Origin of the sequence: Pseudonocardia kujensis, assembly GCF_021283305.1 — a bacterium.
Classification (GTDB): Bacteria; Actinomycetota; Actinomycetes; order Mycobacteriales; family Pseudonocardiaceae; genus Pseudonocardia; species Pseudonocardia kujensis.
The window spans coordinates 26,518-44,555 of sequence record NZ_JAJSOK010000033.1; the positions used below are offsets into that span (position 1 = coordinate 26,518).

At 69.9% G+C, this 18,038-nt stretch carries 17 protein-coding genes; 4 read left to right on the forward strand and 13 right to left on the reverse strand.

Features of this window, described 5'->3' with window-relative positions; translation table 11 throughout:
* Positions 1-20: 20 nt before the first annotated feature.
* The 12 genes from LWC35_RS22000 to LWC35_RS22055 all read right to left on the reverse strand — a co-directional run bounded on the left by LWC35_RS22000 (position 21) and on the right by LWC35_RS22055 (position 11,934).
* Positions 21-434 (reverse strand): VOC family protein, encoded by a 414-nt coding sequence (locus tag LWC35_RS22000; protein WP_232872071.1) that lies wholly within the window; start codon positions 432-434, stop codon positions 21-23.
* A 26-nt stretch (positions 435-460) separates the two neighbouring features.
* Positions 461-1,234 (reverse strand): SDR family NAD(P)-dependent oxidoreductase, encoded by a 774-nt coding sequence (locus LWC35_RS22005; RefSeq protein WP_232872072.1) that lies wholly within the window; start codon positions 1,232-1,234, stop codon positions 461-463.
* Positions 1,231-2,631 (reverse strand): phenylacetate--CoA ligase family protein, encoded by a 1,401-nt coding sequence (locus LWC35_RS22010; protein WP_232872073.1) that lies wholly within the window; start codon positions 2,629-2,631, stop codon positions 1,231-1,233. Before LWC35_RS22010 ends, LWC35_RS22005 begins: the two co-directional genes overlap by 4 nt.
* 13 nt (positions 2,632-2,644) lie before the next feature.
* Entirely contained in the window at positions 2,645-4,309 is a 1,665-nt protein-coding gene (locus LWC35_RS22015; RefSeq protein WP_232872074.1) for an acyl-CoA dehydrogenase, read from the reverse strand.
* A gap of 1 nt (position 4,310) precedes the next feature.
* On the reverse strand, positions 4,311-5,525 hold the full coding sequence (locus tag LWC35_RS22020) for an acetyl-CoA C-acetyltransferase (RefSeq protein WP_232872075.1): 1,215 nt from the start codon (positions 5,523-5,525) through the stop codon (positions 4,311-4,313).
* Positions 5,526-5,529: 4 nt separating this feature from the next.
* Positions 5,530-6,474: an MBL fold metallo-hydrolase gene (locus tag LWC35_RS22025; protein WP_232872076.1), complete on the reverse strand. Its 945-nt coding sequence runs from the start codon at positions 6,472-6,474 to the stop codon at positions 5,530-5,532.
* Between the two features lie 20 nt (positions 6,475-6,494).
* Complete coding sequence (locus LWC35_RS22030; protein ID WP_232872077.1) at positions 6,495-8,486, reverse strand: oxidoreductase; 1,992 nt, start codon at positions 8,484-8,486, stop codon at positions 6,495-6,497.
* Positions 8,487-8,577: 91 nt separating this feature from the next.
* Complete coding sequence (locus LWC35_RS22035) at positions 8,578-9,069, reverse strand: MaoC family dehydratase (protein WP_232872078.1); 492 nt, start codon at positions 9,067-9,069, stop codon at positions 8,578-8,580.
* The gene (fabG, locus tag LWC35_RS22040; RefSeq protein WP_232872079.1) at positions 9,069-9,806 is read right to left on the reverse strand and encodes a 3-oxoacyl-ACP reductase FabG; all 738 of its coding nucleotides are present in this window, start codon (positions 9,804-9,806) and stop codon (positions 9,069-9,071) included. Before fabG ends, LWC35_RS22035 begins: the two co-directional genes overlap by 1 nt.
* A 27-nt stretch (positions 9,807-9,833) precedes the next feature.
* Positions 9,834-10,688 (reverse strand): mycofactocin-coupled SDR family oxidoreductase, encoded by an 855-nt coding sequence (locus tag LWC35_RS22045; RefSeq protein ID WP_232872080.1) that lies wholly within the window; start codon positions 10,686-10,688, stop codon positions 9,834-9,836.
* Entirely contained in the window at positions 10,681-11,055 is a 375-nt protein-coding gene (locus tag LWC35_RS22050) for a putative quinol monooxygenase (protein ID WP_232872081.1), read from the reverse strand. The genes LWC35_RS22045 and LWC35_RS22050 overlap by 8 nt, the downstream gene beginning before the upstream one ends.
* A 48-nt stretch (positions 11,056-11,103) precedes the next feature.
* Complete coding sequence (locus LWC35_RS22055) at positions 11,104-11,934, reverse strand: mycofactocin-coupled SDR family oxidoreductase (protein ID WP_232872082.1); 831 nt, start codon at positions 11,932-11,934, stop codon at positions 11,104-11,106.
* A 250-nt stretch (positions 11,935-12,184) separates the two neighbouring features.
* Here LWC35_RS22055 and LWC35_RS22060 point away from each other — a divergent pair, with 250 nt between their 5' ends.
* Positions 12,185-13,138: an SDR family NAD(P)-dependent oxidoreductase gene (locus LWC35_RS22060; protein ID WP_232872083.1), complete on the forward strand. Its 954-nt coding sequence runs from the start codon at positions 12,185-12,187 to the stop codon at positions 13,136-13,138.
* A gap of 380 nt (positions 13,139-13,518) precedes the next feature.
* Positions 13,519-14,061: a transposase gene (locus tag LWC35_RS22065; protein WP_232872084.1), complete on the forward strand. Its 543-nt coding sequence runs from the start codon at positions 13,519-13,521 to the stop codon at positions 14,059-14,061.
* 771 nt (positions 14,062-14,832) lie between these two features.
* Here the strand turns inward: LWC35_RS22065 and LWC35_RS22070 are convergent.
* Entirely contained in the window at positions 14,833-16,185 is a 1,353-nt protein-coding gene (locus tag LWC35_RS22070; RefSeq protein ID WP_232872085.1) for an MFS transporter, read from the reverse strand.
* 150 nt (positions 16,186-16,335) lie between these two features.
* Between LWC35_RS22070 and LWC35_RS22075 the strand changes: the two genes are divergently transcribed.
* On the forward strand, positions 16,336-17,217 hold the full coding sequence (locus tag LWC35_RS22075) for an LLM class F420-dependent oxidoreductase (protein ID WP_232872086.1): 882 nt from the start codon (positions 16,336-16,338) through the stop codon (positions 17,215-17,217).
* A gap of 19 nt (positions 17,218-17,236) precedes the next feature.
* On the forward strand, positions 17,237-18,031 hold the full coding sequence (locus LWC35_RS22080) for an SDR family NAD(P)-dependent oxidoreductase (protein WP_232872087.1): 795 nt from the start codon (positions 17,237-17,239) through the stop codon (positions 18,029-18,031).
* The last annotated feature ends 7 nt before the right edge of the window (positions 18,032-18,038 follow it).

The following is an 18,038-nucleotide window of genomic DNA, read 5'->3' on the forward strand; positions in this document are numbered from 1 at the left end:
GACGGTCCTCCTCTACCTGGTCAGCGCGGGACTTCGATGAACTCGAGCTGCACGCCTGCCATGTCCCGGGGGTGGGTGAAGTTCACCGCGCCGTGGCCCTCGCCGCGAATTGGCTCGTCCAGGAGCGGGGCCAGCCCGTTCTCTCGCAGCTCGCGCGTCGCCACGTCGACATCCTGCACGGCGACCGACACGAGGAAGACACCCTCCCCTCGCCGCTCCAGGAACCGACTGACCGAGGTCCCTTCGGCGACACTGGTGATGAGGTTGAGCTGGAAGCCGCCGATGTCGAAGTTGGAACCCCGCAGGCCGGGGAAGGCGAAGCCGCTCTCGTCCACCGGCTTGGCCTCGATCCCGAAGATCTCCTCGTACCGGCGGGTCCACCGGTCGAGGTCCTTCACCGCGATGTTGATCCCGTGGATTCCGTTGAACTGCATGCATCTCTCCGTTGTGTGTGGGGCCGTCAGGTGATCGACATGCCGCCGTCGACGACGATCGTCTGGCCGGTGACGAAGCCGCCCGCGGGCGAGGCCAGCCACACGCCCACGCCGGCGATCTCCGTCGGGGATCCGAAGCGGCCCAGCAGCAGGCGGGGTGTGATGACCGTGTCCACGTAGTCGGCGCTGTACTGCTCGGTCATCTCCGTCTCGAAGAACCCGGGGGCGATGGCGTTGACCCGGATACCCTTCCGGGGGCCCCACTGCTGGGCCAGGTCGCGGGTGAGGCCGAGCAGCCCCGCCTTGCTCGCGGTGTAGGCGGCCTGCGGCAGGCCTGCGGTGGTGAGGGCGAGGACGCTGGCGACGTTGACGATCGAACCGCCGGGCGGCATGACCTCGGCGCAGGCCTGGGCCATCCAGAACGCGCCGTGCAGGTTGACGTCGACGACCGCGCGGAACTCCTGCGGCGTCTCGCGCGTGGCGGGTACCGCGGTCCCGACCCCCGCGTTGTTGACGAGGATGTCGACACGGCCGAACCGGTCGTGTGCGTGGCCGACGGCGGCCCGGCACTGCGCGGGGTCGCTGACGTCGGCCTTCACCGCGAGCGCCTGACCGCCTGCATCCTCGATGGCTGCGACGGTCTCGTCGAGCAGCGCGGCGCGCCTCGCCGCGACGACGACCTGCGCGCCGGCCGCAGCGAACGCTCGGGCGAACGCGACGCCGAGCCCTGAGGATGCGCCGGTCACGAGGGCGACCCGACCGTCGAGCCGGAAGAGCGCCTCCGGGGACAGGTCCGTCATCGCAGGTCCAGCAGGCGTTTGACCTTGCCTTCGCCGCCGAGTCCGGTGTGGGTGGCCAGTGACCCCGCGGGGACGACCTCCACGTCCACACCGACACCGAAGGCGGTGTGCAGCTTGGTGACCATGTCGGCCTGGATCTCGGCCTCGTGCCCGCCACGGGTCTCGATCTGTACGCGCATCCGCTCGCGGGAGGCGAGCCCCTCCCCCACCGTCTCGACGATGCAGAGGAACTCGCCGGTCGTGCGGGCGTCCCCCGCGACGACGTCCTGGGCCGAGCGCGGGTACACGCTGGTCGCGCGCAGCTTGACCATCTCGTCCGAGCGCCCGAGGAACCCGGACAGCTTCGTCGTACGCAGCCCGCAGCCACAGGTGTCCCGGGGGCTGGTCCGCATCAGGTCCTTGAGGTCGTAGCGGATGATCGGCGGGACGGAGCGGTGCAGGCTGGTGACGACGAGGTTTCCCGGCTCCCCTACGCCGAGGATCGCGCCCGTGTCGCGGTCGGCGATCTCCAGGTACGCGGTGTCGTCGTTGACGTGCAGGCTGTCGTGGGCCGCGCACTCGAACCCGACCAACCCGACCTCGTGGGTGCCGTAGTTGTCGAAGACCTCGCAGCCCCACGCGTCGGAGAGCAGCTTGCGCAGGTGCCCCTCGACGTCCACCCCGAGATAGGTGTGGATGAACTTCGTGCGGAGGTCCTTCTGCAGGTCGATGCCCTCGCGCGCGGCCGTCTCGGCGAGGATCTTCATGTACTCGCCGAACGCGACCCAGCCGGCGGTGCCCCACTCCCGGGCCAGCTCCAGCTGCCGCTTCGACGGTGTCACCACGCCGGAGCCGGTGGTGAGCGGCACCATTCCGCACCAGTTCATCGCCGCCGTCGACGAGCACCAGGCCGTGTTGGCGAGGCTGTTGGTCAGCGTGATCTGCAGGATGTCGCCCACCTCGCCGCCCTGGGCGTGGAAGGCGCGGGCGAACTGGATCGCCTGGGCCTCCCACGCCACGGGGTCGAACAGCGTCGGGCGCGGCAGCCCTGAGGTCCCGCCGCTGGACTGGATCTTCAGCGGCGTGGCCATCGCCTTCAGCGCGAAGTTCTGGTGCGTACCGAAGGGCGGCTCGGCTTCGATGCTCTGCTTGATGTCCTCGCTGGTGAACGTGGGGATCTTCGTGATGTCGTCCAGCCCGCGGATGTCCCCGGGCTCCAGCCCGGCGGCACGCCACCGGTCGCTGTAGAACGGCACGCCCCAGGCCTCGCGGACCCGCTCGCGGAACCGCCGGTCCTGCAGAGCGCGGAGCCCGTCGTCGGACAGGGCGGCCATCGCGGAGGCGAACGCGGGGGGCGGAGGGTAGTCCTCGACGAACCGCGGCCAGTCCACGCTGGACCAGTAGTAGGGGATGGTCATGTCTCCTCCTGGGTCACAGGCAGGCGGGGTCGAGGTCGAGGATCGTCCGGTCGAGGCCTGCCAGCAGGTCGAGCTTCGCCTGCGCCGCGGGCAGCTCGGAACGGTAGAAGTGGCGGGCGGCGGCGCGTTTGCCGTCGTAGAAGGCACCGGTCCTGCCGTTCGCGGCGATCACCAGCTCCAGCCACGTCCACGCGATCGCGATGTGCCCGAACGCCTCAAGGTAGGCCGACGCGTTGGCCAGGCCAATCTCGGCGTGCTCCGGGTCCGTGAGCAGCGCCGTGACGCGTTCCAGTTCGTCGAGGAGGCGGGCCAGCGGGGCCGCGAGCTCGTCGAGCCCGTCCGCCCGTCCCAGGGTCGCGCGGACGGCGTCGGTGAAGGCGCGGAACGCGGCCCCCTCCTGCAGGCGAACCTTGCGCCCCAACAGATCCAGGGCCTGGATCCCGTGGGTGCCCTCGTGGATCGGGTTGAGCCGGTTGTCCCGGTAGTGCTGCTCGACGTCGAACTCCCGGCTGTAGCCGTAGCCGCCGTGCACCTGGATGGCCAGCGAGTTCGCCTCGACGCACCACTGCGAGGGCCAGCTCTTCGCGACGGGCGTGAGGATGTCCAGCAGCAGGCTCGCGTCCTCCCCCGTGCGCTGCCGGTCGACCAGGTGGGCGCACCGCAACACGAGCGCGAGCGCCCCCTCCACGAAGGACTTCTGCGTCAACAACATCCGCCGCACGTCCGGGTGCTCGATGATCGGGACGCCGCCCTGGACGCGGACCTTCGCGTACTCCAGCGACTTCCGGTAGCCGGCCTGCCCCAACGCCGCGGCGACGAGCCCGACACCGATCCGCGCCTCGTTCATCATGTGGAACATCTGGGCGAGGCCGCGCCCCTCCTCCCCGACCAGATGACCGACCGCCCCGTCGAAGGCGAGCAGCGTGTTCGTCGTGCCGCGGGCACCCATCTTGTGGTTGAGCCCGACGAGCGTGACGTCGTTGCGCCGCCCGTCGGGCAGGACCTTCGGCACCGCGACCAGCGACAGGCCCTTCACCCCGGGGCCCCCGGTCCTGGCCAGCACGAGATGGAGGATGTTCCCGAGCTCGTGGTCCCCCGCGGAGATCCACATCTTGGTGCCGGTCACCCGGTACGTGCCGTCCTCCGCCCGCGCGGCCCGCGTCGCGACGTCCGCGAGCGACGACCCGGCGTCCGGTTCGGACAGACACATCGTGCCGAAGAGGTCCCCGGCGAGCATCGGGCGCACCCACTGCTCGACCTGCTCCGTGCTCCCGTGCGCGGTCAGCAGGTTCGCCGCGGCGATGGTGAGGAAGGCGTAACCCGTCGTCGCAGTGTTGGCCGCCTGGAACCACGCCATGCAGGCTTGGAACACGGTCAACGGGAGCTGCATCCCGCCGACGGCCTCGTCGAACTGCGCGGCGAGCAGGTCCGCCTTCGCGAAGGCGGACAGGGCGGCCCCGACCTCGTCGGGGAGGACGACCCGGCCGTCCGGCCCGACCCGGGGCTCCTGCTCGTCGCTGCGGCGGTTGTGCGGGGCGAACTTGTCGGCGGCAAGATTCTCGCTGAGCTCCAGCAGACCGGTGAAGGTCTCTCGGGAGTGTTCGGCGAAGTGCGGGTGCGCGGTCAGCGACTCGACATCGAGCCACTCGAACAGGAGGAACTCCAGGTCGCGGCGCATCTCAGAGCCGCTCGAGGACCATGGCCATGCCCTGCCCACCGCCGACGCACATCGTCTCCAGGCCGATCTGCTTGTCGTGGCGCTCCAGGTTGTTGAGCAGCGAGGCCGTGATCCGGGCTCCGGTCATGCCGAAGGGGTGGCCGAGCGCGATGGCGCCCCCGGAGACGTTGAGCTTCTCCTCGTCGATGCCGAGCTCGCGTGCGGACCCGAGCACCTGGACGGCGAAGGCCTCGTTGATCTCGACGAGCTCGACGTCGTCGATGGTCATGCCCGCCAACGCGAGGGCCCGCCGGGACGCCTCGACGGGACCGAGGCCCATGATCTCCGGCGACAGCCCGGACACCCCGGTCGAGACGATCCGGGCGAGCGGCCGCAGGCCCAGGTCGCGGGCCCGCTCGGCCGACATGATCACCAGGGCGGCGGCGCCGTCGTTGAGCGGGCAGGCGTTGCCCGCGGTGACCGTGCCGTCGACCCGGAACACCGGCTTCAGCGCGGCGACCTTCTCCAGGGTGGTGCCCGCGCGTGGGCCGTCGTCGGTGCTGACGACGGTGCCGTCCGGCAGGGTGACCGGTGTGATCTCGCGCGCGAAGTGGCCCTCCGCAATGGCCTGCTCGGCCCGGTTCTGCGAGCGGACCGCCCAGCGGTCCTGATCCTCGCGGGTGATCCCGGTGGTGTGCGCGACGTTCTCGGCGGTCTGGCCCATCGCGATGTAGGCGTCCGGCAGCAGGCCGGCCCCGCGCGGGTCGGTCCACGGGTCGTTGGTCTCGGCGAGCCGGGCGGTCCGCTTCTGCGCGTCGTCGAACAGCGGGTTCTGCGTGTCCGGCAGCGAGTCCGACATGCCCTTGACGTAACGGGAGACCGTCTCGACCCCGGCCGACACGAAAGCGTGACCCTCTCCCGCCTTGATCGCGTGGAAGGCCATGCGCGTGGTCTGCAGCGACGACGCGCAGTACCGGGTGACCGTGGTGCCCGGCAGCTCGTCGTAGCCGAGCTGGACCGCGACGATGCGGGCCATGTTGAAGCCCTGCTCGCCGCCAGGGTTGCCGCAGCCGAGGATGAGGTCGTCGAGCTGCGCGGGGTCGAGCTCGGGTACCGCGTCCAGCGCCGCGCGCACCATCTGGGCGGCCAGGTCGTCCGGGCGCATGTCCTTGAGCGAGCCCTTGCCCGCGCGGCCGATGGGCGAACGGGCGGTGGCGACGATGACGGCGTCGGTCATGTGATCAGCTCTCTGCTGGGGGCGTGACAGCGGGGACGAAGCGGTAGGCGTCGCCGTCCGGCACGATGCGGCCGGCGCTGCGCCCGCTGAAGTGGGTGCCGAAGACGAGCATGTCGGATCCGGCGACGGCTCGGAGGAAGTCCGTCCGGGTCTCGGCGGACTGCGCTCGGTCGGTGTCGCCGCGCGAGCTCCACGCCGGGTGCGCGATCTGGATCGGGTGGTGGATGAAGTCGCCGGTCACCAGGCCGACCCGGCCCTGCGACTCGAGGGTGACGCTGTGGTGGCCGGTGGTGTGCCCGGGCGTCGCGGTGTAGCGCACACCGGGGGTGACCTCGTGGTTCGCGTCGACCAGGTCGACCAGGCCGGCGTCCACACACGGCTGGATGGACTCGGCGAACACCAGCCGGGTCTGGGAGTGGATGTCCGGGTTCGCGCCCTGGTAGACGACGGCGTGGGCGAGGTCGTCGGTCGCCGCCACCCCTTCGCGCAGGCCCGAGTGGTACTCGAACTCGGCCCGCACGTAGGTGTAGCGGGCGTTCGGGAAGGTGGGGCGCCACTTGTCCCCGTCGAGCACGGTGTTCCAGCCGACGTGGTCGAGGTGCAGGTGGGTGGCGAGGACGAAGTCGATGTCCTCCGGCTGGTAGCCGGCCGCCGCGAGGCGCTCCAGGAACGGGGTGTCCAGGCCGCCCCAGTTCGGGATCAGCGGGAGGTTCTTGTGGTTGCCGCAGCACGCGTCGACCAGTACCCGGTGTGTCGGGGTCTCGACGACGTAGGCGTGCAGGCTCCACAGGGTCTGTCCGGCCTCGTTGGCGTAGTCCGGGTACAGCCACTCGACCGACCGCACCGCCTCGGGCGTGGCCTCCTCGATCAGCCCGTCGAGCTCGCCGGGTTCTACCGGCATCTCGACGATCTGGCTGACCTTGATGTCTCCCACCTGCCAGCTGGTCATCGTCGGCTCCTGTCGGCTCATCAGACGCTCCGTCCCGCCATCTCGCCCTCGTAGATCGCCTCGTCGACCCTGCGCGGGGCCACGCAGTCGCCGATCTCGGTCACGGGGAAGCGGCCTGCCAGCGCCGTGGCCAGCGCTCCCTCGGGCGCCCGCATCGCCACGGTCACGATCGAGTCGATCGGGACCACCTTCGTCCGCCCGTCCCAGATCCGGCCCACGACCGCCCCCTCGGGGGTGACCTGGAAGACCGCGTGCTGAGGTGTCAGCTCCACGCCCGCCGCGTGCAGCCGCGGGTAGAGATGCGCCGTGTCGAGATACAGGACCGTGTTGTCCCCCAGGGACATCCGGGTGGTGACGACCTCCACCTGCTTGCCGTCGGCGGCCAGCTTCTCGGCGAGCCCGAGCGCGAGGTAGTCGCCGGTGTCGTCGATGACCAGGACCCGCTCCCCCGCCCGCTGCGGCTCCGTGATCGCGGTGATCGGGTCCAGGACGGTCGTGTGCTCCAGCCCCGGGATGCCGCCGTGGTTGCCGACGGCGGCCAGGTAGCCGTCCGTCCTCCAGGAGGAGCCGGTCGCGACGACGACGTGATGCGGGTCTTCCGCCGCGATCGTGTCCACGGTCGCGGTCGCGCCCAGCCGGATGTCGACCTTGAACTTGTCGAGCGTGCGCTCCATGTCCGAGACCATCGCCGCCCACCGGCCTCGGGTGGGGAGCTGGGCAGCGTAGCGGATCTGGCCGCCCAGCACGTCGTCCCGCTCGAACAGGACGACGCGGTGGCCGCGCGTGGCGGCGGTCTCCGCCGCGCGCATGCCGGCGGGTCCACCCCCGACGACGACGATCGTCCTCGGCTCGGTGACATGGTCCAGGGTGCCCAGCCCCAGCTCGGCCTCGCGGCCCGCTGACGGGTTCTGCGTGCAGGTCAGGGACCAGCCCTTGGCCATGCGGGAGAAGCAGCCCTGGTTGCCCGCCACGCAGTGCCGGATCTCGTCCTCGCGCCCGGTCTGCGCCTTGGTGATCAGGTGGGGGTCGGCGATGTGGGCACGGGTCATCGCCACCAGGTCGGCGTCGCCCCGCTCGATGATCCCGTTCGCCGTGTCCAGGTCGGCGATCCCGTTGGCGCTGAGCACCGGCTTGTCGGTGATCCGCTTGGCGCGCACCGCCAGGTCGATCAGCGGGGTCCCGGGGATGCTCATCGGGGACACGGTCTGGTGGAACGTCAGGGCGGCTCCGCCGCTGACGCTGAAGTAGTCGAACAGGCCGGTCTCGTCCAGGGTCCGGAGGATGCGCTCGCCCTCGTCGGGCTCGATCCCGCCGGCCACGAACTCATTCAACGACAGACGGACACCCACCGCGAACTCCCCCGCCGGCATCGACTTCCGCACGGCCTGCGCGCACTCGACGACGATCCGGCACCGGTTCTCGGTCGACCCACCGTAGGCGTCGGTACGACGGTTGGTCAGCGGAGAGAGGAAGCTGCACAGCAGGTAGCCGTGGGCGGCGTGGACCTCGGCGCCGTCCAGGCCCGCGACGGCGGCATTGCGCGCGCTGCGGCCGAACCCGGCGACCAGCTCGGCGATGTCCTCCTCGGTCATCGGCCGCGGGATCTCGCCAAAGGTCGGCGACGGCAGGCCGGACGCGCTCCACAGCGACCGCCAGTTGTCCAGGTGCATCGTGTTGTCGTCCTCGGCACCGAAGTGCGAGAGGTCGACGAACACCTTGGCGCCGTGCCTGTGCACGGCCTTCGCGAGCCGCTCGTAGACCGGGATCACCTCGGTCGGCCAGCTCTGCAGCGTGCGGAGCATCATCCCGCGGCTCGACGGGTGCACGACCTGCGCCTCGGTCAGGATCAGCCCGGCACCGCCCTTCGCCCGCTCCTCGTAGTAGTCGACGCTCTGCTGGGTCATGACGTTGTCGCGGCCGTAGGCCAGCGCGTGCGGGGTCACCACGACCCGGTTCTTGAGCGTGACGGGGCCGACCTGCAAGGGCTGCCAGAGAGAGTCGTACTCGCGCATCGTCGCGCTCCTCAGTATCGAAGTGGTGGCTGAGGCACTGCCCGCCCAACCCGAAGGTTGGAAATTTGAACGAACAGTAACTCGCGGCAGATTAGGGGTGCCCGACGGGCCTGTCAAGGACGGCCTCGGCGAACCGGCTGACCTGCACGGCGACGCAGACCGGCTTCTGCCCGGTGTCGCTCTCGAAGATCGTCTCTGTGAGCACGTGGGCGGTGTCGGCGCCGACGCGATCGACGGACCGGATCACCGCCCGCATCCTGACGCGCGAACCGACCGGTGACGGCGCGGGGAAGCGCACCTTCTCGTAGCCGTAGTTGAGAGTGTGGGCGAACCCGTCGAAGGACATCAGCTCGCCCAGCAGGGCCGGGCCGAGCGAGAGCGTGTAGAGACCGTGCGCGATCGTCGAACCGAAGGGACTCGCGGCTGCGCGTGCGGGGTCGACGTGGATCCACTGGTGGTCGTCGGTCACCCTCGCGAAGGCGTCGATCGCTCCCTGGGAGACCGTGCGCCACGGGGTCGGGCCGAGCTCGACGCCGACCAGGGCTCTGAGCTCGTCGACGGTAGTGGGTCGGAGCGGGCCCATCAGATCGCGATGCCTCCGTCGACCGGGAGGACGACGCCAGTGATGTAGGCGGCCTCGTCCGATGCCAGGAAGGCGACGGCGGCCGCCATCTCCGACGGGGCCCCGAAGCGGCGAAGGGGAATGGCCTCCTCGATGTCCCTGCGCCGCTCCGGCGGAATCGAGTCGATCATCCGGGTCTCCGCGTTCGGCGAGATCGCGTTCACGGTGACCCCGAATCGGGCGAGTTCCTTCGCGGCAGTCTTGGTGAACCCGATGATCCCCGCCTTGGCGGCGGCGTAGTTGGCCTGTCCGAGGTTCCCCCGGAGCCCGCTGTAGGAGGTGACGTTGACGATCCGTCCTCCGCCCTGGCGACGAAAGTGGGGCACCGCCGCCCGAGTCATGCGGAAGGTCCCACCGGCGTGCACCGCGAGGACCGCCTCCCACTCGTCGTCGGTGAGTTTCCACAGCATCCCGTCGCGCAGGATCCCGGCGTTGTTGACCACGACGTCCACCCGTCCGGTCTCGGCCACGACCCGCGCGAAGAGCTCCTCGACCTGGGCGGTGTCGGAGATGTCGGCGGCGACCCCGGTCGCGCCGATCTCCTTCGCGGTCTCGGTCACCGCGTCGGCGTCCGCGTCGACACAGAACACCTCACCACCCGCCTCTCGGAAGCGTTCGGCGATGGCCCGGCCCACGCCGCGGGCGGCGCCGGTGACGACGATCGTCCGGGCGATGTAATCGAAGGTCAGGTTGGCCATGAAGTACTCCTGTTCGCGATGCGGCGGTCACGCGGTGTTGTTCGCGATGAGGCCCGCGGACACGTGCAGGACCTCGCCGGAAACCATGCGCGCGTCGTCCGAGAGCAGGTAGAGGTAGGCATTCGAGACGTCCTGCGCGGCGACGTGGGGGACGCCGAGCGGGTGCATCGCCGCCATCCGCTCGAGCATCTGCCCACGGGTCGGGTTCTCGAGGTCGGGACAGAACAGCTTGTACGCCTCCTCGTTGTTGTTCATCGAGGGCAGGTCACCCGGGTCGACGTTCGTCGGCGCGACGCAGTTCGCCCGGATCCCGTAGGCGCCGTACTCGGCCGCCACGGTCTTCATCAGCCCGATCACACCCCACTTCGACGCGCCGTAGTCCGCGATGTGCTGGTAGGCGAACCGGCCCGCGGTCGAGGCCGTGATGACGATCGCCCCCTTGCGTTGCGCGACCATGTGGGGCAGCACTGCACGGCAGGCGTGGAACGCCCCGGTCAGGTTCGTGTCGATCACCGCTCGCCAGTGTTCGGGATCGAGGTCGGCCACTTTGCCGAAGCCGAGAATGATTCCGGCGTTGCACAGCAGGTGGTCGATCCGGCCGAGCTCGTCGACCGTCTGCTGCGCGGCCTTCACCATCGCTTCGGCGTCGCGGACGTCGGCGACGATGCTCACGCACCGACGACCGAGGTCGGACACCATCCGGTGGGTCTGCGCCAGGTCCTCCGGGGACCCACCCGGGTAGAACTGGCCCTCGACGTCGGCGACGCAGTTGTCCAGGAGCGCGACGTCCGCACCCTCGCGCGCCACGGCGACGGCGTGCGAACGCCCCTGCCCCTTCGCCCCACCGGTGATGAGGGCGACGGTGCCGTCCAACCTACCCATGGCGCATCACCCCGGCCCTGTCCTCGCCCCTCTCCTCGGCGAGGATCGGATGAAGCACGTGAATGTCCAGGTCGCCGGCGAGCAGGGCCGCACTGTCCGCGAAGAACTCACGCATGTGAGGCTGTTCGAGGTGCGCCCGGACGGCGTTGCCGTCGCGGTAGACCTCGTAGAACGCCACGCTCCCGGGTCGCGACGGGGCCTCATGGACCTCATAGGCGAGGACTCCGGGCTCAGCACGGCTCGGGTCGCCCAGCGCGAGCATTCGCTCGCGCAGGTCCCGCTCGAGGCCGGGCTTGGGATCGGCGTAGCCGAAGAACGCGACGGGCCGGGTGCTCGCCAGGAGCTCGGCCGATACTGGTCCAGACATGGGACATCTCCGTCCGATGCGAAGTGCGGGTGAAGGGCGCGGTGTGCGCTACAGCAATGGGTAGCCGGCCGTGACCTCGAGCTCGGTCCCGGTGATGTACCTGCCGCTTTCGCCGGCCAGGTAGAGGACTGCCTGCGAGATGTCCTCCGGCGACACCCAAGGCGTGTCCAGCGCCGTCATCGACCGGAACGCCGGCTCGACCGCCTCGCGGCTGGGGTTCTCGACGTCCGGGGCGAACAGCCCGTAGATCGCCGGGTTCTGGATCATCGCGGTGTCGCAGTTCGTCGGGTGGACCACGTTCACCCGGATCCGATGCCGGGCCAGATCCTTCGCGAACGACTTGGTCAGACCGACGACGCCGTGCTTCGAGGCGATGTAGGCCGCCATGTTGTACGTCGGCGTGAGCGTGCTGGCCGATCCGACGAAGGTCATCGAACCGCCCCGGCCCCCCGCCACGATGTGCTTCGCCGCCGCCTGCGCGGAGAAGAACGCACCGGAGAGGTTCGTCCCGATCACCGCGTTCCACGCCTCCTCCGAGACCAGCGGGGTCTCCGTCACCTCGCAGATGCCCGCGTTGAGCACCGCGACGTCCAGACGCCCCAGCTCGGCCACCGCCCGGTCCAGGCCTGCCGCGAGCGCGGCCGGATCCCGGACATCGCACTCCAGGCGGACGGCACGGCGGTCGGCCTTCTCGACGAGCGCCACCGTCTCGTCGAGATCCCCCGGCGTGGACATCGCGTAGGGGACGGTCGGGACCTGCTGACAGATGTCGAGCAGGATCACATCCGCGCCGGCCTGCGCGAGGTGGGCCGCGTGCGAGCGACCCTGCCCACGGGCCGCGCCCGTGACGAAGGCGACCTTGCCCTCGAGACTCGCCATTTCCGTGACCTCCGTACGGACACCGCAACGTGTCCTCGTCGGGATGGGCGCGCCCGGGACTGGGCCCGGGGACGCGGCCGAGCGTCATGCTCAGCGGATGTAACCAGTGGGTTGGCAATCCAACTGCTGGGTCAAATTAGGGTGCGGCTCGCGCTCCTGTCAACAGCCGCAAGCGGACGACAGGCAGCGTCTTGACACCCCCCGCGCCCCGCATCACGATGACCAACCACGCGTTCAGTAAGCCGACCATGTGGTCAAAATCGGCCGGGCCGGGCTGAACGCGTTCGATCCCGCCACACCGACGAGGGAGAGCGCGGTGCCAGGTCGCCTGGAAGGCAAAGTCGTCGTCATCACCGGAACCGGAATCGGGATGGCCAGGCAGGTCGCCCTCCGCTGCGTGGCCGAAGGCGCGTCCGTCATCGGATGCGACATCCTGGGCGAGGACGCCCAGGAGACTCTCGACATCGTGCGAGCGGCCGGAGGAAGGATGGAGTCACTCCATCCGATCGACCTGACCAACGAGCAGCACGCCCACCACCTACTGGAGTTCGCCGCCGACACGTTCGGTGGCGTGGACGTCGTGCATCACAATGCAATGCAGATGAGACTGGGAGCGGTCGAGGACTCGAGCCTGGACGATTGGCAGTTCACGATCGACCACACCCTGCTGATCCCCTTCCTCGTCTCCAAGCACGCCATTCCTCACCTTCGGGCGCGCGGCGGCGGCAGCATGAGCTACATGGGCTCCGTCGCCGGCGCGAACCTCGGCACCGGCTACCCAGGAAACCTGCCTCTTCATCCCGCCTACTCGGTGGCAAAGGCCGGGGTGATCCGACTTGCCTCCTACCTGGCGCACGAGCTGGCACCATGGAACATCCGGACGAACACCATCTCCCCCGGGTGCGTCGCCACGCCAAGAGGCCTGAACTTCTACGGCGCAGAGGGAACCGCCGACCGCCAGGTGGTCATGAACGCCCAACTGACCAAACGCCTCGGTGAACCCGACGACATCGCGAGCGCCGTCGTGTACCTGGCTTCCGACGAGGCGTCCTGGATCAACGGCCTGAACCTCGCCATCGACGGTGGCCACCACGCCTCCGGAGGCGCAGGAACAGCAGACCCGGAGGATGTGGCCGTCTACGCTCCGAAGATGAAGGCGTGGTCGACGGTGGACCACTGGGAGACGTCGGGCAAACGCGCCTAGCGAAACGAAGCATGACTGCCGGCGCCGATGGTCCAGATCAGTCCCATCGCTGAGTGGACGAGCGCGGCGTGGGCGTTCTCGCCGCGGTGGTCGGGCAGCCGCGGCTGGCTCCCTGCCCGGCGGTCACCGTCTTGGTCACCACTAACCCCGATCACGACCTCTGCAGCTGAACATGAGCCAAGATCGTCAGCGCAAGCGACCCGCTCCAGCACGACTGCTCATCGGAGCTCAGCTTGATCTTTAACCTTGGCGCGCTGGCGTGGTCGGGTCGCTGCTGGTCGTGCGGCGTGTCGACTGGGCATCGGTGCGGCCACCGCCTGATCCTCTTCGGGTTCCTCTCACAGAGCTCGAAGACGAAGGCGGTGGCGGCGGTGGCGAGTGTGACTCCTCGACCGGGTGGGCAGCCGGGCGACACCCTGCCCTGGCGGGGTGAACTCGCCCGGTTCCGGCTGGAGTTCTACGACGCGATCACCTACTCGTTCGTCGCGGCCCTGGAACCGGGTCGCACCTCGTGGACGGCGATGCTCGACGTGGTTCGGATCGGGCCGGGGCAAGACGCCGCCGCGGTCACCGCCATCCAGCTGCGTGAGGTCGTCGACCGGCTCCGGGCGGCGGGTCAGTGGCGGGCGGGGGACCCGCCGATCCTGATCGTCGCCGATGCCGGCTACGACATCACCCGCCTCGCCCACGTGCTGGCGGACCTGCCGGTGGAGCTGCTCGGCCGGCTGCGTTCGGACCGGGTCCTGCGCGGGCCCCGCACCCGCCGCGCGCCCGAGCAACGGGGCGCCCGCCGCGCCACGGCCCGGACTTCGCCTTGTCCAAGCCCGAGACCTGGTGGACACCGGTGCACATCACCACCACCGACACCACCCGCTACGGCCGGACCGTCGCCACCGCCTGGGACGGGCTCTACCCGCGCCTGACCCACCGCGGCGTGTGGGCGGCGTCTGCGTCGAGCACCCCGGTGAGTTGCCGGTCGTCGCCGGCGCCCTGATCCGTCTGCAAGTCGAGCATCCGCTCGGTGATCACGCTCCGAAACCGGCGTGGCTGTGGTCCTCGGTCGTCGGCGCCACGGCAGCAGATGTCGACAGGTGGTGGCAGGCGTTCCTGCGCCGGTTCGACCTCGAGCACACCTTCCGGCTCACCCAGCTGCGTCTGGCCCGACCCCTCGCGGTCGACCTGCGACGTCCCTGGGAAGAACCCGCCGACCCCGGCCGGCCGACCCCGGCGAGGGTCCGCCGCGGGTTTCGCCACCTCCGCCCGAACACCAGCCATCCGACCAGAGCACCGAAACCGGGCCGACCCGGCCCCGGACGTCCACCCGGCTCCCGCAACCGAGCACGCGCCACCCGCCACGACGTCGGCAAACACCCCGCCAGCCTCACGAGCCCGACAGGAGCAGGTTGAAGATCAAGCTGAGGGCAAGTGTCCGGCGCCAGGGGCCGAGCTCATACGCTTACGCTCCACCGGCACCTCCCACATCTGTGGCTCCACCGACCAGGACCCACTTCTTGCCCGGCAGCCCCATGTTCACACGCGGTGAGGCCCCAGCCCAGGCCCCCATATCGTCCAGATCACTCGTCTCCGCCAGCGCAGGCCGGGGAGGACAACAAGGGGGCTTCTTGCCCGCCCTTCGTCGTCCTCTCCGGGTAGTGCTACGCCGTGTGGGAGTCAGGTGGTCCGACAGGGCGGACCTACCGCTCGACCGCCTGGGCCGTCGCCGCGCTGTCGAGGCCAACGGGATCCCGGTACCACGCGTAGCCGATCGCCGAGAGCACGCACGCGAGGACGACGAAGAGGGCCGGGCTCTCGGTGTAGCCGGTCAGGGCGATCAATCCGGTGCAGATGAACGGGGCGGCCCCGCCGAACACGGCAACGCACAATCCCCACGCGATGGAGAAGGCCGTGCTGCGGGTCCGGGTCTGGAGCACCTCGAAGATCGCGCCGAGGGTCAGCGCATTGTGCACCGAGTAGACCAGCGTGAGGACCAGGATCCCGGCGATCGCGGCGCCGAGCCCGCCGCGGATGAGTGCGAAACACGGGACGAGGACGACCGCGAGGACGGCTGCCGAGGCAACGCCGAGCCTCCGACGGCCGGTCCGGTCGGCGACCCGGCCCCAGATCGGCGTGAGCACGAACATCGCCCCGAGCCCGAGCAGGGTGACCAGCAGCCCGTCGGACCCGCTGAACCCGATCTCCTTGATCAGGTAGGCGGGCAGCTGGATGTAAATGACGTAGTAGCCGGCGGCCTGAAGCGCGCCCAGCAGGATGCACTTCATGACGGCGGAGCGGGTGGCGGGGTCGTTGACGGTGTCCCGGATCGGTGTTCGGGCCAGGTCGCCGCTCTCCTGCAGCGCCCGGAAGGCGGGCGTCTCGTCGATCTTGATGCGGATGTAGAAACCGAGCGCTGCCAACGGAAGCGCGAAAAGGAACAGCACCCGCCAGCCCCAGGCCTGCATCAGTACAGGCCCAAGGATGAAACTCAGCACGAAGGCCAGGATGGATCCGAAGAGGTTGCCACCGGTCCCACCCGCCTGCACCCAGGCCAGCCTGCTCGCCCGGTTACGGAGCGGCGTCCACTCCCCCACGAACGTGATGGCGTTCGCAGTCTCGCCGCCATAGACGAAGCCCTGCAACAGTCGACAGACGAGCACGGCGAGTGGCGCAGCGATGCCGATCGTGGCGAAGGAGGGCACGGCCCCGATGAGCGCCGTCGCGGCCGCGATCGCGACGATGCTGAACAACATGACCTTCTTGCGGCCGAGGCGATCCCCTACCGCCCCGAGGACCAGCCCGCCGAGCGGCCGGATCAGGAACGGGATGGCGAAGACCGCCCAGGTGATCAGCAGGGAGGTCGTGGGGTCGGCGGCGGCGAAGAACTCGACCGTCAGGTAGGCCGCGACCAGTCCGTAGATGCCGAAGTCGTAGGTCTCCATGAACAACCCGGCCGCGCCCGACGCCATCACCCGCCGAATCGTCCGCTCGGACGGGGGCTGTTGTTCCAGCCCCGCGAGGCGTCCGTCCATCCGTTCCGTGGGCCCGCTCATGACGGATACCTCCAGCGTCGTCGCCTGTCGGAGAGGCGCGGATCAACTCGTTGCGTACTCGTTGCGTCACACGCGCCATGGTTGCGCTATAGTCATCGCGGCACGAACCACTGTCAAGCGCCATCCCCGAGGACGAGGAGCCGGCAGACGATGAAGTTCGGACTCACCCACGGCAACCTGGGTCGCACTACGGACCCCGACAAGGCGGTGGAGATGGCACAGGCAGCCGAGGCCGCCGGCTTCGAGTCATTGTGGACGGTGGATCACGCGATCATCCCGACCCGGTACGAGAAGGTGTACCCGGAAACGACGGACGGCCACTTCCCCTTCCCCCTGGATCACCCGCTCGCTGATCCCCTGCCCTGGCTGACCTGGGTCGGCGCCGCGACCAGCCACGTCAAGCTCGGCACCGCGATCCTGGTCCTTCCGCAACGGAACGTGCTGGTCACCGCGAAAGAGGCGGCGACCGTCGACCGGCTGACCGGCGGTAGGCTGATTCTCGGGGTGGGTACCGGCTGGTGCCGCGAGGAGTTCGAGGCGTTGGGCGCGGACTTCGATTCCCGCGGGCGGCGGCTGCGAGAGGCGATCCCGGCGCTCCGTGCACTATGGACCGGTGAGCCTGCCTCGCACGAGAGCGGGTCACTGAGTTTCGACGGCGTGATCTGCCAACCCCGGCCCGCGGGCAAGTCCATCCCGATCCACGTCGGTGGGTTCTCCACCACCGCGGCCGCGCGTGCAGGCCGGATCGGCGACGGCTTCTTTCCCGCCGGATACGGCGACCTCGACAGGCTCGCCGCCCTGGTCACCCGTACCCGCGAGGCCGCCGCCGAGGCCGGACGCGACCCCGGCGACGTCGAGATCACCACGCGCTGGACCCGGGACCCGGCCGACGTCGACCCGGACCTGGTGCGCAGGCTCGCCGAGCTCGGCGTGGACCGGGTGACCGTTCCCGTCATGCTGTTCGACCCCGACGACCTGGCCGACGGGATCGCCCGCTTCGGCCAGACCTACATCGACCCCTTCCGGTCCTGAACCCCGAGGAGCGACGACGATGATGCTCGACGGACTTCCCGCCATCGTGACCGGAGCGGGCTCCGGCATCTGCCGCGCGGCGAGCCTGCGGCTCGCCGCCGAGGGCGCCCCGCTGGCGCTGCTGGACCGCGACGAGGCCGGTCTCGACGAGACGCGACGCCTGGTCGAGGAGCGGGGCGGCCGGGCCGTCACGCTGCCCGTGGATGTCACCGACGCGGGGGCGGTGGAGAAGGCGATAGCCGAGGCCGTGGACCGTGTCGGCGCGCCGCGGGTCCTGCTCAATGGTGCGGGCATCGTGATCCGCAAGGGTCTCCTCGCCACCTCGCCCGAGGAGTGGGACCGCGTCATCCGGGTCAACCTCTCCGGCTACTTCCATGTGCTGCGTGCCGTCGTTCCGCCGATGGCGGCGGCGGGCGGCGGCTCGATTGTCCAGATCGCGTCGTCCTCGGCCCACCTCGGCGGGCACGGGTACCCGTCCTACTCCGCGTCCAAGGGCGGGGTGCTCACGCTCTCCCGCATGTTGGCCCACGAGCTCGCGCCGCAGGGAATCCGCATCAACTCGATCAGCCCGGGGGCAACCATCACCCCGATCAACAGCGGCACCTTCGCCGTCCCCGCGATCCACGACGCCATGGCCGGGGCGATCCCGCTGGCCAGGCTGGGTGCCCCAGCGGACATCGTCGGCGCGATCGCCTTCCTGGCCGGCCCGGACTCCGCGTACGTCACCGGTATCGACCTCCCCGTCGACGGCGGCCTGATCAGCCGGATCACCATGCCCGGCGACAATTCCTACTCCACCTTCTCCGAGAGCTGAGGTCGGC

Coding starts and splice junctions, on each gene's coding strand:
- LWC35_RS22030 (WP_232872077.1), bottom strand. CDS start 8,486: ATGCGCGAGTACGACTCTCTCTGGCAGCCCTTGCAGGTCGGCCCCGTC.
- LWC35_RS22025 (WP_232872076.1), bottom strand. CDS start 6,474: ATGACCAGCTGGCAGGTGGGAGACATCAAGGTCAGCCAGATCGTCGAG.
- fabG (WP_232872079.1), bottom strand. CDS start 9,806: ATGGCCAACCTGACCTTCGATTACATCGCCCGGACGATCGTCGTCACC.
- LWC35_RS22045 (WP_232872080.1), bottom strand. CDS start 10,688: ATGGGTAGGTTGGACGGCACCGTCGCCCTCATCACCGGTGGGGCGAAG.
- LWC35_RS22070 (WP_232872085.1), bottom strand. CDS start 16,185: ATGAGCGGGCCCACGGAACGGATGGACGGACGCCTCGCGGGGCTGGAA.
- LWC35_RS22080 (WP_232872087.1), top strand. CDS start 17,237: ATGATGCTCGACGGACTTCCCGCCATCGTGACCGGAGCGGGCTCCGGC.
- LWC35_RS22035 (WP_232872078.1), bottom strand. CDS start 9,069: ATGGGCCCGCTCCGACCCACTACCGTCGACGAGCTCAGAGCCCTGGTC.
- LWC35_RS22000 (WP_232872071.1), bottom strand. CDS start 434: ATGCAGTTCAACGGAATCCACGGGATCAACATCGCGGTGAAGGACCTC.
- LWC35_RS22020 (WP_232872075.1), bottom strand. CDS start 5,525: ATGACCGACGCCGTCATCGTCGCCACCGCCCGTTCGCCCATCGGCCGC.
- LWC35_RS22055 (WP_232872082.1), bottom strand. CDS start 11,934: ATGGCGAGTCTCGAGGGCAAGGTCGCCTTCGTCACGGGCGCGGCCCGT.
- LWC35_RS22010 (WP_232872073.1), bottom strand. CDS start 2,631: ATGACCATCCCCTACTACTGGTCCAGCGTGGACTGGCCGCGGTTCGTC.
- LWC35_RS22050 (WP_232872081.1), bottom strand. CDS start 11,055: ATGTCTGGACCAGTATCGGCCGAGCTCCTGGCGAGCACCCGGCCCGTC.
- LWC35_RS22075 (WP_232872086.1), top strand. CDS start 16,336: ATGAAGTTCGGACTCACCCACGGCAACCTGGGTCGCACTACGGACCCC.
- LWC35_RS22005 (WP_232872072.1), bottom strand. CDS start 1,234: ATGACGGACCTGTCCCCGGAGGCGCTCTTCCGGCTCGACGGTCGGGTC.
- LWC35_RS22015 (WP_232872074.1), bottom strand. CDS start 4,309: ATGCGCCGCGACCTGGAGTTCCTCCTGTTCGAGTGGCTCGATGTCGAG.